Genomic DNA, 15697 nt, shown 5'->3' on the forward strand with positions numbered 1-15697 from the left:
AACGAAAAACTGTCCCCCACCAAAAAACGACATCCTTTTTTACATTAATCACTTTCATAATCCTGATTTGTATTATGAAATGGACTCACATGTATTCTTTTAAAAGAAGGGAACACATCGTGTTCCCTTCATCCGCCTTAATGAATTATTTTTTAACTTGGCTCATAACTTCTTCAGCAAAGTTATCTTCGCGCTTTTCGATACCTTCTCCAACCTCGTAACGAACGAAATCGCGGATTTTTCCACCCTTAGATTCAACAAATTGACGAACCTTTTGATCAGGGTTCTTAACGAAGGCTTGGTCGTTGACGCAAACATCCTCAAAATATTTTCCGAGACGGCCCTCTACCATTTTTGCCACAATGTTCTCAGGCTTGCCTTCGTTTAGTGCTTGCTGTGTTAGAACCTGGCGCTCACGTTCTACTTCATCTGCAGACACTTCATCACGTGAAACATATTTCGGATTTAAAGCAGCGATATGCATGGATACATCCTTAGCAGCCTCTTCGTCAGTTGTGCCTTCAAGAACAGATAGCACACTAATGCGGCCACCCATATGTAGGTATGCACCAAAAGCATCGCTGTCAGTCTTAGTCTTAACTGTAAAACGGCGAAGAGTAAGCTTCTCACCAATTTTTGCAACCGCAGCATTGATATGTGCTTCCACAGTTGCCCCGTTGTCCATTACTTGAGAAAGTGCTTCTTCAACGGAAGCAGGTTTTTTAGCTAATAAATGATCTGCTAGTTCTTGAACAAGTGCTTGGAATCCTTCGTTCTTCGCAACAAAGTCAGTTTCAGAGTTTACTTCAAGAATTACTGCTTCATTTCCGTTTACTTTTACAGAAGTAAGACCTTCAGCCGCAATACGGTCACCTTTTTTCGCAGCTTTTGCAATTCCTTTTTCACGAAGTAAATCAATTGCTTTCTCCATATCTCCATCTACTTCTTGTAGAGCCTTTTTACAATCCATCATACCTGCGCCTGTTTTTTCACGCAGTTCTTTCACCATTTGTGCTGTAATAGCCATTATGAAAAATCCTCCTTAGGGTTTATGTACTTATTTTTAACAGGACTAACAGCAGCTAATCCTTTATTCTCGAAAAAAAGGTGATAAAGAAGGGTAAAGCCCTCTTATCACCTTCCTTGTGTTTCGTTATATTGTCTAGCTCCAGCACCTATCTGGTCAAGGCACTTCCGCATTTCGATTTACGCTGTTGTTACTTCTTCGCCTTGCTTAGCTTCTAAAATAGCATCTGCCATTTTACCAGTTAAAAGCTTAACCGCACGAATTGCATCATCGTTCGCAGGGATAACAACGTCGATTTCATCTGGATCACAGTTTGTATCAACGATACCTACGATAGGAATGTTCAATTTGTGAGCTTCAGCAACAGCAATGCGCTCTTTACGAGGGTCGATGATGAATAAAGCATCTGGAAGCTGCTTCATATCTTTAATACCGCCTAAGAACTTTTCAAGACGCTCTTGTTCTTTTCTTAACCCGACAACTTCTTTTTTAGGAAGTACGTCAAAAGTTCCGTCTTCAGCCATTCTTTCGATATCTTTAAGGCGTGTAATACGCTTTTGGATTGTTTCAAAGTTTGTTAAAGTACCACCTAACCAACGTTGGTTAACATAGTACATTCCAGAACGTTCTGCTTCTTCTTTAACAGAATCCTGAGCTTGTTTCTTTGTACCTACGAAAAGAACTGTACCGCCATTAGCAGCTAATTCTTTTACCCAGTTGTAAGCTTCTTCAACCTTCTTAACTGTTTTTTGTAGGTCGATGATGTAGATACCGTTACGCTCAGTGAAGATGTATTTCTTCATTTTTGGGTTCCAACGGCGAGTTTGGTGTCCAAAATGTACACCAGCTTCAAGCAATTGCTTCATAGAAATTACTGACATTGTCTTTCCTCCTAATGGTTTTGTTTTCCTCCGCTCATCTCATCTTTAAACAAAAACTGTTTGCTAACAGCACCATTTGTCTAAATCCATGAACGTGTGTATTAACACCATTTGTAAATATAGCATATGAAAGATATAGAATCAAGTTATTCTTTCTTATTTTGTCGCAATTTGAATAAAAGTTCTATTTCCGTTTTCCCCTTATTCAGCCTTCGAGCTATATCCTCAATCGATAATCCCTGCTTTTGCAATAGAAGAGCCTGGTAATAAAAGGACTGGGTGTAGAGATCACTTGATGTTGTATTGTTTTCCTTTTGCTCAGCCTTTTCCTCGGGCAAGTTTTTTTTCAATTGCAGCTCTGTCTCTGTGGTTAGAGGTGTTTCTTTATGCTTTTTATTATCACTGTCACTTATGTTCTTATAAGCCTGAACAGCCTGAAAAACAGTTCCCCTTCGGAATGTCGGCGGTTCCTGCTTTTCCATTTCAGGCTCAAAACCTTGAGGTCCTTTCAGGTTAACCTGGGCTGTATCAATGGTTGAAGATTCTTCAGAAGGGGGAGCTTGAAAATTTGGAATCAGCTCCTTCACCCTCTGAATGAACTTTTCGTTTTCTTCTGTCATCTCTACTAAATAGCTTGAAATAACCTCTTCCATTTCGCTGATAAGCTTTTCTTGTTTTTTTTCTACTTCAAGAAATCGATTTTGTCGCAAATAAAGAATAATGATACAAAAAAACGCTATACCATTAAGGACGAAGCTTAGTATTAAAAATAGATTGACCATACTATCCCTCTATCCACTAATATCCACTTTTGTCCCCTTATAGGGATGCAGCTCAGTTCTTTGTTGATGTTCTTGCCCATCTTTCTTCCTTCCTTTTTGTTCTTTATCGTCTCTATGATGCCCATCCTTGTGAAAATGCGCCTCATCCTTTCGCTCTTGTTTGACCACTGTAGATTTTTTCTTATCTTCTTCCTTCTTCACAGTTTCTGTGGCAAAATCCTGCTGAAGCTGCCCTCTTTGCTGTAATTGTTCTTGTAGTTTGCCAATATCCTGCGTTCTTGGAAGTGCAATTTGCATTTCAATCGCTTTTAGACTCACATGCGTCACTTCCTTACAATTCTACTTTAGTCAATTCCTCACCCAATCGGTTCAAAAACAATTTCACTTTGATCAACATAGAATTTCACATAGCTATGTACCGTTTGAATCAGCTTTGAATATTTACCAAAGTGAAAACAAGAGTTTGGATGAACATTATCATAAACATAAATACAATGCTTCCTGCTATTTTCCTTTTCTTCTTCCATCAATTGCAGCTGTTGTTCTAGTTCATTTAATTGCAGCAGCATCTGGTTCTTCGTTGTCCTTTGCTTCGTTATAAGGTTCTTTTCTTGTTCCGATAGCTGTCCTTTTGCCTTTGCTGTCTCAAGCATCATGTGTTCAATCTTATCTAACTTTTTTACATTTTCAGATATTTCATCCGCCTCTGCTTTAAGCTTCTTTTCCCTTTGCTCTAGAGAGGGATTATACCCTACCGTTAGATCCGTTTTCGTATACAGGTGATTGCCGAGTTCCTTTACATGAATATCTTTTCCTGCTTTAAGAATCCCACCAATAATCGTACCATTTTGACATCGAATCGATCCCCCTGCCTCTATTTTACTATGTAGGGAGGAAGAATGAATGATCACATCCTGACCTGCTCTTAAGTCGGCCTGATTTAAAAAACTCGCCTGTATACTCCCGTTCGCAACAATTTTCCCACGATTTCCCCCTGTGATTCCACCACTGATGACAATATTTCCCTTCGCTAGTAGCTGTGCACCCTCAACCAGTCCATAAATCTTAATATCTCCTCCAGCTATCACTTCATAGCCTGTTGGGACATTGCCGCGAATCACAACATTTCCAATAAAGTTAACATTCCCTGTCTTTAAATCAAGGTCCCCCTTTACTTCAAAAACAGGATTAACAGCAATCGATTTATTGGTAATACTAACCTGCCCATCTATAATAGAAATGAACTGATTCCCATCCTTCACAACATTTTTTCCCGCTCGTATCAATAACGGTTTGCCATCACGAGCTGGCAGTAAACGACCAGAGACCCCTCTACCGCTCTCCCCTACCGTTTGTGGAACACAGCGTGCAATCACCTCTCCATTCTTTACAGAAGGAATATCAAGGATGTTTCTGAAGTTTACCTTTTCCTTTTTCTTTGTTTCTTCCTTTTGATATTCAACAACCAAATAAGCATCCTCACCGTGCCTTGGTGGGATTCCCTTGGCAATCACAAGTGGATATTCGAAGCTTTTTGGGCTGGCTGCCACTTCAAAGAGCTTCGTCTCATCGATTCCGAAATGGATGTTTTTTTCTTTTAAAAACGCTTCTAGGCTTTTTACTGAAACAGTAATATTATCGTCAAACTCTCCTATTAACTCTATTTCTGCGGTTAATTGATCTCTAGAGATCTTGACTCGAAAGGGCATCTCCATCTTTTTTCCTCTCCCTATGCTTAAATTTGCAACCAGTAGGCTCAAATTAAATCATCTTGCTTAAGGATTGTCTTAGCTTAAAAATAGCTTTTGAATGAATTTGAGAAATTCTCGATGTAGATAAGTCCATTACCTGTCCAATTTCTGTTAGCGTAAGCTCTTCATGATAAAACAAACTCAATACTAGTTGTTCTTTTTCGTTTAAATGAGAAATCATTTCGGCCATTTCTTTAATAAGCTCATCTTTTACGATTTTTTCCTCAGGAATTTCCGCCTTATGATCTTTAATGGCGAAAGGTTGACCATCCTTGTCATCCGAATCATGGGGATGTTCATCGATAGAGAGAATGCTAGAAAAAAACTGCTCGTTCATGGTTGTTTGAACTTCTTCCTCTGACATATTAAGTTCTTTGGCAACATCCTTCGCCGTAATATTTCTCATATGTTTTTGTTCGAGCATTCCGATTGTCGCTTCGATCCTTTTGGCTTTTTCCCTTGTTCCCCTTGAGAGCCAGTCCTCTTTTCTCAGTCCATCTATGATAGCTCCACGAATTCTAAAAGAAGCGTATGTATCAAATTTCAAATCTCTGGCAGGGTCAAATTTTTCAATCGCATCATATAATCCCACCAGCCCAAGACTATGAATATCATCTCTGGAAACGTTTTTTGGAAGACCAACTGCTACCCTTTGAACATGATAGCTAACTAAAGGCATGTATTTTTTAACTAAAAGGTTCCCAGCATCTGAGTCGCGTTCCGATATCCATTTTTCCCAAATCAATTGTTCCTCAGTGGTTAATACATGTCCCATTGTTACCTCCACAAGAATCGACAATTTTCTTATGCTCCTATTATAGCAAATTGAAGACTATCATATTAGATATTGTTCGTAAATTGTTCAAAACCATTATTAGGGAATTCACGAATTCGTTATAATTGACTAAATTTGGGTCCTGAAATCTCGAAATTTCCTTTTATCAAGGCAAGATGATCGACATTGGGACCAACAAGAGCAGTGTCGAAAGTCGCAGAAATCATACCAAACCACTATTTGAAAGGTCGCCACCTAACAGAAAATCAGCCCCGAAAAACAGGACTGATTTGTGTTGGAAAAAGTTATTCTATAAATCAAAAACACCTTTGTTAACAGTACGTATATTAAGCAAACAGGTTTTCGGGTCGAACTCAATCGTCCTGCCGCTGTTTCCCCCAACATCTTCACCAACAATCGCGATTCGTAATAATGATAGTTCTTTTTTGACCGCCTCTACATTACGAGGGCCGATTCGCATCATGTCATTCGAACTGGTATATTGAAACATTTGAGCGCCACCAGCAATTTTTGCCTTTAAGGAATAGGAACGGGCTCCGTTTTTGATGAGGCAATTCACTAGCTCCTTTACCGCTGTATCCGCATACTTAGCGATATTTATGGTGCTTCCCTTTGCTAATGATGAATCAGGCAACATGACATGAGCTAACCCAGCAAGCTCCTTTCCCTGATCATAGACGACTACACCAACGCATGAGCCTAAGCCAGAGGTTCTTATATGATGAGGGCTTCTGACAATATTCATATCAGCAATCCCGACCTTCACCACTTGAATACTTTCACTCATTAGAATGTACTCCTAAAGCTCGAAAAATAATCTCAAAGGAGTCTGGGTCCGGCAATAAAAAGAAATGTCCAGTAATGCTTTCTGAAGCCGATAAGTTATCATCATCAAGAGCAGTATCAATCACGATCGCATAATCACTTACCTGAGACAGCTCGATTAACCCAAAGCTTATGATGGCACCAACCATATCTATGCTTAAAGCAGGAACGGAAGGGTACAGGTCAAGATTTGTAAAGTCAGAGAGGGATGATAAATACGATCCCGAGAGAATATTTCCTAATTCTTGTAATGCTGATATCGCTAGTTCATTGTAGGGTGGCTTTTCAAAGGAAAATTGTACATCACCAAGCATCTGCCTAATAAACATATGTGCTTGTTCAATTGATAATACAAAGAACATGCTTCCTGGTGCGTCACCCTCAATTCTTAGAAAAACACTTGCCACAATATTTTCGGGCCCACCGGCCATGTCCATCATTTCATCAAAAGAGACGATGCGAACTTTTGGAACTCTCATATCTATTTTCTTATCTAATAGAGTAGAGAGTGCAGTAGCTGCATGGCCAGCACCAATATTCCCAATTTCTTTAAGAACATCAAGGTGGACATTAGTAAACTTATCAAGAAAAGCCATATCGATTATCCTTCATTTCCGAGATTTACTCTAACTTCGTCTGTAGTTAGTACTTTTTCAAGATCTAATAGAATCAGCAAGCGTTTCTCAATTTTGGCGACTCCACTTATGTACTCAGCCTCAGCTACGCCTACTATCTCAGGTTGGGGTTCAATGGAATCGACCTTCACATCAATGACATCATTTGCGGCATCTACAATTAGTCCCACTTCCATATCCTCCAAAGCCACAATAATCACACGAGTACTGTTCGAATATTCCTCTTGTTCAATATCGAAGCGGAGTCTCAAATCTATCACTGGAGTTACTACACCTCTAAGGTTAATAACCCCCTTAATATAATTTTTCACTCCCGGAACTCTTGTAATATGTTCAATTTTTTCAATGGCATTGACCTGACTAACAGGAATTGCATACTCTTTTTCCTTGAGCTGAAAAACAATTAACTTGATTTCATCCTTTAGAGTCTCTGTCGTTTCTGTCATTTTGTCAGCCTCCTTTTAGTCCAAGACTATATTCGCAAAATTTGTGGGAATGCTCTCTATTCCGACCATTCCCCTGGTCTTGACTTTCAAACATCTATTTGATCAAGGCATTACAATCAACGATTAATGCTACTTGACCATCTCCAAGAATGGTTGCACCGGAAATAGCAAAAACGTTAGTTAAGTAGTTTCCTAGAGATTTCAGGACAACCTCTTGCTGACCAATGAAGGAATCAACGACTAACCCTGCCATTTTGTCTCCCTTTCTTACGATAACAACGGAATAGAATTCATCCTCTTCCTCATAGCAAGGAACTTGGAAAATATCCTTCAGGAATAATAGAGGAACTACCTTCCCACGAAAATCAATGACCCTCTGGTTATGAGCGTTTAAGATCTCATCCCGTTTCACAATGGCTGTTTCAATAATTGATGAAAGCGGTACCGCATATTTTTCCTTTTGAATCTCAACGAGCATGACAGAAATAATCGATAATGTAAGTGGTAATTGAATGGAAAAAATAGAGCCTTTTCCTTCTTTGGAATCGATGGAAATCGAGCCACCCAATGACTGAATCGTGTTTTTAACGACATCAAGACCCACTCCACGACCAGATACATCCGAGATGACATCTGCAGTGGAGAAGCCAGAAGCAAGAATTAATTCAAATACCTCTTTATCCGTCATCGTAGCAGCAGTTTGTTCATTCACAATTCCATTCTTAAGCGCTTTTTGGAGAACCTTATCCCGGTTAATTCCAGCCCCGTCGTCCTCAATTTCAATGAAAACATGGTTTCCACTATGGTACGCTTTAAGAACAACTGTACCTTCTTCATTCTTTCCTTTTGCTTTCCTCACATCAGGAGTCTCTAATCCGTGATCAAGGGCGTTTCTAATTAAATGAACGAGCGGATCTCCAATTTCATCAATAACCGTACGGTCTAATTCCGTCTCCGCTCCGATAATTTCCAGGTTTACCTTTTTGCCTAAATCACGAGCTAATTGGCGCACCATTCTTGGAAAGCGATTAAACACCGTCTCGACAGGGACCATTCTCATATTTAAAATAATATTCTGCAGCTCACCCGTACACCGTGACATTCTTTCTACCGTTTCATGAAGCTCTTGATTCTTGAGATCATTGGAAATTTGCTCTAAACGGCCACGATCAATGACAAGCTCCTCAAATAAATTTAAGAGAATGTCAAGCCTTTCGATGTTGACCCGAATCGTTTTATTGCCTGGTTGTTTCGTCCCATTGCTTGCCTTCTTTTGATTAGCGGCCGGCTGTGTGATTGAATCGTTATTCTCTTCTACCTTTTGACTTCCCTCTTCAACCCTTTCCGTAACGATCGAATTATTGTTATGACGGATGGACTCGAGAGAAATCGGTTGTATATCGACTCTCTCAACTTCGGATACCTTCATGACCTTTTTCTTAATGTCTTCAAGCGGCTCTTTTGACACTAAGGAAACGGTAAATTCTTGGTCAAATTGTTCCTCTTCTAGCTGTTCGGCAGGAGGTGTTGATTTAATGACTTCCCCGGTTTTCTCCAATACTTCAAAAACCATATAAACCCTTGCTGCTTTTAATAAACAATCCTCCCTTAGGGCGACTGTTATTTCATAAGCATCAAAGCCCTGTTCCCTAGATTGCTGGAGAACCGTATATTCAAACTCATCGTATTCACTCTTTACTGCTGAAACATTTGAGGTTGTTGTAGTTGCAGCGACCTCTGTTTGAGCTTGGGCTTGTACGGGGCTTTCACCTTTTTCAATTAATTTCAACTTTTCGACGACTGCTACGACATCTCGCTTACCGTCTCCACCACCTGCAATATCAAAAACCATCGCCTCTAAATCATCAACGGCCTGAAAAACGACATCCAAGATTTCCGCTGTCACCGATAGCTTGTGGTTACGAATGGCATCAAGTACATTCTCCATCTGATGCGTCAAATTTGCTAAATCCTCATATCCCATGGTCGCGGACATACCCTTTAACGTATGAGCAGAACGGAAAATATCATTGACAATATCAATATCGTCAGGGTTTTTTTCTAAATCTAGCAGCCTCTCATTACAGCTTTGCAAATGTTCTTTACTTTCTTCAATAAATACCTCTAAATATTGATTTAACTCCATCGTCTTACCCCCTCCGACTTCATTATAGGCCTCCTTAAGCGCCTTCAAAAAGAAATCACAGCTTGTCCTAGAAGAGCCTATACATATTTCATAATAGTTTCAGCAATTTTATCGACATTTTGAACTTCATCTACAAGATTTGTAGCAACCGCCGCTTTTGGCATTCCATATACGATGGATGTCTCCCTAGATTCAGCAATGGCTATAACAACGCCCTTTTTTTTCAAATCCATTAATCCCTGCGAACCGTCTGCACCCATTCCTGTCATGACAACAGCAATCTTCGAGTAGCCCGTAATATTACTGATAGATTCAAACATAACATCCACTGATGGTCGATGTCCGTTCCTCGGTAATGTACTTCCATCCAATTGGATTCTTAAATTTCCTCCCATCTCCTTAATCAGCATATGATAGCCACCTGGTGCAATATAAACTGTTCCGTTTTGAACAATTTCTCCGTCACTCGCCTCTTTAACAGCAACATCAGAGAGGGAATCCAGTCGATTTGCCAGGCTTTTCGTAAACCCCGCTGGCATATGTTGTACAACAAAAACAGGAGCGTCTAAATTCTTAGGTAATTTCGTGATAACTTGCTGTAAAGCTCTTGGCCCCCCTGTAGATGTTCCAATACAGACAAGTTTCTTGTTTAAAGCTCCTTGTTGAAGAGGCAATTTACTCCTATCTCTTCGTTCTATTTTACTATATTCTCTCGTCTGTGTAATAGTACTTTTAACATATGTTGGTTTTTTTGCTAATGATGTCATATTCGCATTACTTGCTGAAATTACTTTTTGAATAAGTTCCTCTTTGATTTTATGGAGATCTAACGAAATCGGCCCCGATGGTTTTGCAATAAAGTCAATTGCACCGTAAGCCATCGCCTGAATTGTATTCTCTGCACCTTGCTTCGTAGTGCTAGAAAGCATGATCACAGGAACGGGATGCTCCTCCATTATGAGCTGAAGTGCCTCTAAGCCGTTAAGGACTGGCATCTCAATATCCATCGTCACAACATCCGGCCTGAGTGTCTTTATCTTCTTTAAGGCATCTCGTCCATCTCTTGCTGTCCCAATAACTTCAATTGCTTGATGCTCAGATAAAAAGTCATTGATCATTTTTCGCATGAATGCTGAGTCATCAACAATTAGCACTTTAATATTCTGCATACGTAGAGCACTACCTTTCAAAGAGAAATCGCTTTAACTTTGAAACAAATGGAAATGTGTTCAGTGACTGAAGCTCCATAAATGATTGGTCTTCATACCGTTCACTTATCTTTATAATTGCTTTTGCGGCGGACGATTTTTTATTGAAAATAACCGGCGTTTGATTCTTAACTGCGAGTTGTATGGCTCGATCATCAGGAATAATTCCCAAATGCTTTAAATCCTTTCCTAAAAATCTCCTTGCCACGGACTGCAATCGATGAAATGCCTCCAAACCATCCTTTTCAACGACGACACGATTGACGACAATCAAGAATGGAATGTGATCATTTTTGATATAAACATGCTTCAACATGGCATAAGCATCTGTTATGGAGGTAGGTTCAGGTGTAGTAATTACGATCATTTCATCCACAGATAGGATAAAATGCAATGATTCCTCCGTAACCCCGGCACCCATATCAAAAATAACATAATCGTATAAATCCAGAAACTGTGATAGCTGGTCCGTAAAATTATTTAACAGATGATCATCCAGTTTAACAAGACGATTGAGTCCTGTTCCGCCAGCGATATAGTGGAGGTTGTTCGGTCCTTCCATGACAATGTTCTGAAGCGTTTCTTTCCCATCAAAAAAATCTACAATCGTATGTTTAGCACTATTTCCTAAAAGGATATCAATATTGCCCATACCTACATCCATATCAAATAGTAACACTTTATACCCTTTTGTAGACAAGGAGATGGCAAAATTTAACGAAAAATTCGATTTTCCAACTCCACCCTTTCCACTTACAACCGCAATTGTTTTGGGAGCGTGCGTCTTCTCTTTTTGATTCATTCTTTTTCTGAGTGACTCAGCTTGATCTTTCATGGCCGAACATCCTCAAAAATTAGATTCGTGATGATTTCTGTAGATGCCGAAACCCGATCATCTGGAACATTTTGTCCATTGGTTAAATAGGCGGCACCAATTCGATATTTATCGATCAAATTATACATAGACCCATAGGTCGCCGTTTCATCAATTTTCGTAAAAATAAACTGCTTGATATCAATGCTTGAAAATTGTTGATAGATTTCCTCCATATCACTTTGCTTGGAGGTAAGTGAGAGAACGAGGAACGTCTCCATCTCATTCCCGTAATCGATAATTTGTTTTAATTCTTCTACATAATATGAATTTCGAAAATTTCTACCAGCCGTATCAATCAAAACAACATCATAATCCTTATAGGCTTCACAAGCTTTTTCAAAATCTTCAAGATTATAGCAAACCTCTAAAGGAATAGAGAGGATTTTCGCATAGGTCTTAAGCTGTTCAATTGCTGCAATCCGGTAGGTATCGGTCGTAATAAGGGCAACCTTTTTGTTGAATTTAAGCATGCAATCCGCCGCAATTTTTGCTAAGGTCGTAGTTTTTCCGACCCCAGTTGGTCCAACGACATCAACATATTTCTTTGAAAAGGAAAGCTCGCCAAATGGAAGGTCTGAGAGTCTTGCTTTCATTAATTCCTTGCACCATTCGAGCACTTCATTCTGTGAAGCCTGGGAGCCTCGGGAGTACCATCTTTCTAACAGGGCAACCAAAAGGTCTTCGCGAATTGTTGCTTCAATTCCCTGTTTGATTAAATGTGTATTGACTGTCTGAATGGGTGCTGGATAAGAAATTCGTCCCTGCCCTGACGAAGAAATGCTCCCCAGCATTTGCTTTAATTCGGAAAGCTCCTTCAGCACCTCCTCCGAGGGCTTGATATCCTTTTCCACTACATTTTTAGGACTGCTAACTGGTATTTTTTTCGGTTTTTCCTTCACAACCGGTTCCATCTTTGCAACCTGATCCATCGCGGCTATCACTTCAATTTTCTTTTTTCGAAAGAAACCAAGGAAACCTCCCGTATAGACTACTTTCGAGTTAAGGATGACCGCATCATTTCCTAGTTCTGCACGAATTAACTTCATCGCTTCGGGCATTGTTGCTGCCACATATTTTTTCACCTTCAATCGATGTTCACCACCCCGACACTTTGTACTTCCACATTTGCCTCGAGTTCGTTATAAGACAAAATTGGGATCTGCGGAAAATATCGTTCTGTTAATTGACGGACATACATGCGAACAGCTGGAGAGCATAAAACGATCGGTGTCTGTTCCATCAAGGAGAGCTGTTCAACCTGCGATGCAATTGATTCTAAGATCGACTGTGAAACGGAAGGATCAATCGACAAATAGTTTCCATGCTCCGTCTGTTGTACCCCATCGGCAATTGTTTTTTCCACTTTACCGGATACGGTCACAACCTTTAATGTTTGTCCATTTGTACTATATTGATTTGTAATTTGTCTAGCCAAGGCTTGTCTCACATATTCAGTCAAAACATCCGTATCTGAAGTAACCTTCCCAAAATCAGCCAGTGTTTCAAAAATAATCGGTAGGTTTCGAATGGATACATTTTCTCGGAGTAGCTTCGCAAGTACCTTTTGAACCTCTCCGACAGAAAGAGGGTTAGGTGTAACCTCCTCGACCAAAATTGGATAGCTTTCTTTTACATGATCGATTAATTGTTTCGTCTCTTGTCTTCCAAGAAGCTCATGGGCATTGGCCTTAATGACCTCCGTTATATGAGTCGAAACGACGGAAGGCGGATCTACTACAGTATACCCAAATATTTCCGCCTGCTCCTTCATCTCCTCCGTAATCCATTTGGCAGGCAGACCAAAGGATGGTTCGATCGTATCGATTCCTTCAATGGAGTCATCCTCTACCCCTGGGCTCATAGCGAGATAATGATCAAGAAGCAATTCGCCCCTTGCCATTTCGTTTCCCTTAATCTTCAACCGATATTCATTTGGCTGCAGTTGGATATTATCCCTAATTCGCACAACCGGAATGACGAGTCCAAGCTCAATTGCGAGTTGTCTTCTAATCATCACGATTCGATCGAGCAAATCTCCTCCCTGATTGGAATCTGCTAAAGGGATTAGTCCATAGCCAAATTCAAATTCAATCGGATCTACGTTGAGGAGACTAACCACACTCTCAGGGCTCTTTAATTCATCAGATTGAATTTCTTCTTCCAATTCCTCAAGCTGTTCTTTGTCCTGTGCTGGTATTTGGCTCATTCTAAAACCAGCAAAAATCAATAATCCCCCAACTGGTAGTGTAATGACAATCCCGATAGGTGTTAATAAACCTAATACAATAATCGTTCCACCTGTAACATAGAGCATTTTCGGCTGAGAAAGAAGCTGATTCGAAATATCCTCAGATAGACTTCCATCGGAAGCACCTGCTCTTGTTACAATTATTCCCGTTGCTGTTGAGATAAGCAGGGCGGGAATTTGGCTGACAAGACCATCTCCGACCGTCAATAAGGAAAATCTGGTTGCTGCTTCAGCTATTGGTAGTCCAAGCTGCAGCATCCCAATGACGATCCCAAAAATCAAATTTATAAGGGTAATGATAATCCCTGCGATGGCATCCCCTTTAACAAATTTACTCGCACCATCCATGGAACCATAAAAATCAGCTTCACTACTGATTTTTTCACGACGAATTCTTGCTTCATGCTCTGAAATCATGCCTGCATTCAAATCAGCATCGATACTCATCTGCTTACCTGGCATCGCATCGAGGGTGAAGCGGGCAGCTACTTCTGACACACGTTCCGTACCCTTTGTAATAACAATAAAGTTGATAATAACCAAAATAAAGAAAACAACTAAACCAACAACAATATTCCCACCGACAACGAAGGAGCCAAAGGTATCGACAACGCCTCCAGCATCTCCCTTTGAAAGAATCGAACGGGTTGTTGAAACATTCAAGCCTAATCGGAATAACGTTGCCAATAATAGAAGAGAGGGAAAAACCGAGAATTGAAGTGGCTCATTGGTATTCATGGATATTAAAAGAATCAGTAATGCTAGCGAGATATTCACGATCAAGAGCAAGCTCAATAACCAGGTTGGCAAAGGGATAATGAGCATAGCCACGATTAAGATGACAGCTAGCAATACGGTTAAATCTTTTGCACGCATAGTATTTCCCCCATTAGTAAAGCGTCACGGTTGATCCGTTTTATGTGAAAAATTCACTCCACGATAGAATAAAAGTACAAATGCAAGTTGAAGTACTATCGTTTTCTCATTCGTTTCTAGATTTTTTTCTTTGTTCGGTAGACGTAGGCTAGAATCTCCGCCACCGCTTTGAAAAACTCCTCAGGGATGGCATCCCCAATTTCTGTCTGACTATATAAAGCCCTTGCTAGAGGGCGGTTTTCCACCTGAATAACTTCATTTTCTTTCGCAATCAACTTGATTTTTTGAGCGACATAATCGACGCCCTTTGCCACGACATATGGAGCATCAAGCTTATTCTCATCATATTTCAAGGCGACGGCATAATGGGTCGGGTTCGTAATGACCACATCAGCATTTGGGACCTCCTGCATCATTCGGCGCATGGCCATTTCCCGCTGGCGCTGTTTGATTTTTGACTTAATGAGCGGGTCCCCTTCCATATTCTTATACTCATCCTTGATGTCTTGCTTTGACATCCGGATATTTTTTTCAAAATCATATTTCTGATAAAAATAGTCAAGTGCAGCCAATATGATAAGTGCGGCACACGCAATTAACCCCATTTGGACCGTTAAATTGGCAATGGTAGCCAGCCCAGCACCAACCGATTTCTGGCCCAAGATCAGGATCTCATCCTTTCTTGCCCATAAAACAGAGAATGTTACGACTCCTACAACACTTATTTTCAGGATCGATTTTAACAGTTCTACAATGGCTCGAATAGAAAAAATTCTCTTGAGGCCTTTGATGGGATCTAATTTTTCCAGCTTCGGCTGTATCGTTTCTGTTGAAAATAGGAAGCCAAACTGCATATAATTGGCCGCAACACCAGCAACCATCGCAATAGCCATGATCGGTGCTAGCACATATACGAGCTCCTTCAATATATCCAGGAAAAGCATCTGCAGGTTATTCTCTGTAATATCCATCCCAATATATTGTTCATATGTGTGCCGAAACAGATATAAGAGGGTGTCAAAAAAGTACTTTCCTCCAAACAGAAGAACGAGAAAGACAGCTAATAAGACAACGGCTGTGTTAATATCCTGACTTTTGGCAACCTGTCCTTTTTTACGACTATCCTGCCGTTTTTTCGGTGTTGCTTTTTCCGTTTTCTCACCAGAAAAATACTGTAAATCTAACTTTAAGAATTCCAT

Annotated in this window: 15 protein-coding genes; all 15 read right to left on the reverse strand. The window is 40.2% G+C overall.

The window, feature by feature from the left end; all coding sequences use genetic code 11:
• Positions 1-145: 145 nt before the first annotated feature.
• The 15 genes from tsf to flhB all read right to left on the reverse strand — a co-directional run bounded on the left by tsf (position 146) and on the right by flhB (position 15697).
• A complete protein-coding gene (gene tsf / locus J2S07_RS15285; RefSeq protein WP_307151285.1) occupies positions 146-1027 on the reverse strand; it encodes a translation elongation factor Ts in 882 nt (293 codons plus the stop codon).
• A gap of 179 nt (positions 1028-1206) precedes the next feature.
• Positions 1207-1908 carry a 30S ribosomal protein S2 gene (gene rpsB, locus J2S07_RS15290; protein WP_307151286.1) on the reverse strand — a complete coding sequence of 234 codons (702 nt, stop codon included), beginning with the start codon at positions 1906-1908 and terminating at the stop codon, positions 1207-1209.
• A gap of 146 nt (positions 1909-2054) precedes the next feature.
• Positions 2055-2690, reverse strand: a complete 636-nt coding sequence (locus J2S07_RS15295; protein WP_307151287.1) for a DUF6115 domain-containing protein — start codon at positions 2688-2690, stop codon at positions 2055-2057.
• A 9-nt stretch (positions 2691-2699) separates the two neighbouring features.
• Positions 2700-3008, reverse strand: coding sequence for a hypothetical protein (locus tag J2S07_RS15300; RefSeq protein ID WP_307151288.1), 309 nt, complete (start codon positions 3006-3008; stop codon positions 2700-2702).
• 38 nt (positions 3009-3046) lie between these two features.
• Positions 3047-4405: a flagellar assembly protein A gene (locus J2S07_RS15305; protein ID WP_307151289.1), complete on the reverse strand. Its 1359-nt coding sequence runs from the start codon at positions 4403-4405 to the stop codon at positions 3047-3049.
• 46 nt (positions 4406-4451) lie between these two features.
• Positions 4452-5216: a FliA/WhiG family RNA polymerase sigma factor gene (locus J2S07_RS15310; protein ID WP_307151322.1), complete on the reverse strand. Its 765-nt coding sequence runs from the start codon at positions 5214-5216 to the stop codon at positions 4452-4454.
• A 310-nt stretch (positions 5217-5526) separates the two neighbouring features.
• Positions 5527-6024, reverse strand: a complete 498-nt coding sequence (locus tag J2S07_RS15315) for a chemotaxis protein CheD (protein WP_307151290.1) — start codon at positions 6022-6024, stop codon at positions 5527-5529.
• Positions 6017-6658 carry a chemotaxis protein CheC gene (locus J2S07_RS15320; RefSeq protein ID WP_307151291.1) on the reverse strand — a complete coding sequence of 214 codons (642 nt, stop codon included), beginning with the start codon at positions 6656-6658 and terminating at the stop codon, positions 6017-6019. Before J2S07_RS15320 ends, J2S07_RS15315 begins: the two co-directional genes overlap by 8 nt.
• Positions 6659-6663: 5 nt before the next feature.
• Positions 6664-7143 carry a chemotaxis protein CheW gene (locus J2S07_RS15325; protein WP_307151292.1) on the reverse strand — a complete coding sequence of 160 codons (480 nt, stop codon included), beginning with the start codon at positions 7141-7143 and terminating at the stop codon, positions 6664-6666.
• 94 nt (positions 7144-7237) lie between these two features.
• Positions 7238-9289 (reverse strand): chemotaxis protein CheA, encoded by a 2052-nt coding sequence (locus J2S07_RS15330; protein ID WP_307151293.1) that lies wholly within the window; start codon positions 9287-9289, stop codon positions 7238-7240.
• 77 nt (positions 9290-9366) lie between these two features.
• Positions 9367-10458, reverse strand: a complete 1092-nt coding sequence (locus J2S07_RS15335) for a protein-glutamate methylesterase/protein-glutamine glutaminase (protein ID WP_307151294.1) — start codon at positions 10456-10458, stop codon at positions 9367-9369.
• A gap of 10 nt (positions 10459-10468) precedes the next feature.
• Complete coding sequence (locus tag J2S07_RS15340; protein ID WP_307151295.1) at positions 10469-11332, reverse strand: MinD/ParA family protein; 864 nt, start codon at positions 11330-11332, stop codon at positions 10469-10471.
• Positions 11329-12462, reverse strand: coding sequence for a flagellar biosynthesis GTPase FlhF (gene flhF / locus J2S07_RS15345; protein WP_307151296.1), 1134 nt, complete (start codon positions 12460-12462; stop codon positions 11329-11331). Before flhF ends, J2S07_RS15340 begins: the two co-directional genes overlap by 4 nt.
• Positions 12459-14498, reverse strand: coding sequence for a flagellar biosynthesis protein FlhA (gene flhA / locus J2S07_RS15350; RefSeq protein ID WP_307151297.1), 2040 nt, complete (start codon positions 14496-14498; stop codon positions 12459-12461). The genes flhF and flhA overlap by 4 nt, the downstream gene beginning before the upstream one ends.
• 116 nt (positions 14499-14614) lie before the next feature.
• The gene (flhB, locus tag J2S07_RS15355) at positions 14615-15697 is read right to left on the reverse strand and encodes a flagellar biosynthesis protein FlhB (RefSeq protein WP_307151298.1); all 1083 of its coding nucleotides are present in this window, start codon (positions 15695-15697) and stop codon (positions 14615-14617) included.

Source organism: Anoxybacillus andreesenii, from assembly GCF_030813005.1.
Taxonomy (GTDB): domain Bacteria; phylum Bacillota; class Bacilli; order Bacillales; family Cytobacillaceae; genus Robertmurraya; species Robertmurraya andreesenii.

Bases quoted from the DNA above. Each gene is read 5' to 3' on its own strand.
- J2S07_RS15295 (WP_307151287.1), bottom strand. From the start codon at position 2,690: ATGGTCAATCTATTTTTAATACTAAGCTTCGTCCTTAATGGTATAGCG.
- tsf (WP_307151285.1), bottom strand. From the start codon at position 1,027: ATGGCTATTACAGCACAAATGGTGAAAGAACTGCGTGAAAAAACAGGC.
- J2S07_RS15330 (WP_307151293.1), bottom strand. From the start codon at position 9,289: ATGGAGTTAAATCAATATTTAGAGGTATTTATTGAAGAAAGTAAAGAA.
- J2S07_RS15305 (WP_307151289.1), bottom strand. From the start codon at position 4,405: ATGGAGATGCCCTTTCGAGTCAAGATCTCTAGAGATCAATTAACCGCA.
- J2S07_RS15325 (WP_307151292.1), bottom strand. From the start codon at position 7,143: ATGACAGAAACGACAGAGACTCTAAAGGATGAAATCAAGTTAATTGTT.
- J2S07_RS15310 (WP_307151322.1), bottom strand. From the start codon at position 5,216: ATGGGACATGTATTAACCACTGAGGAACAATTGATTTGGGAAAAATGG.
- J2S07_RS15335 (WP_307151294.1), bottom strand. From the start codon at position 10,458: ATGCAGAATATTAAAGTGCTAATTGTTGATGACTCAGCATTCATGCGA.
- J2S07_RS15320 (WP_307151291.1), bottom strand. From the start codon at position 6,658: ATGGCTTTTCTTGATAAGTTTACTAATGTCCACCTTGATGTTCTTAAA.
- flhA (WP_307151297.1), bottom strand. From the start codon at position 14,498: ATGCGTGCAAAAGATTTAACCGTATTGCTAGCTGTCATCTTAATCGTG.
- J2S07_RS15315 (WP_307151290.1), bottom strand. From the start codon at position 6,024: ATGAGTGAAAGTATTCAAGTGGTGAAGGTCGGGATTGCTGATATGAAT.
- rpsB (WP_307151286.1), bottom strand. From the start codon at position 1,908: ATGTCAGTAATTTCTATGAAGCAATTGCTTGAAGCTGGTGTACATTTT.
- flhB (WP_307151298.1), bottom strand. From the start codon at position 15,697: ATGGAATTCTTAAAGTTAGATTTACAGTATTTTTCTGGTGAGAAAACG.
- J2S07_RS15340 (WP_307151295.1), bottom strand. From the start codon at position 11,332: ATGAAAGATCAAGCTGAGTCACTCAGAAAAAGAATGAATCAAAAAGAG.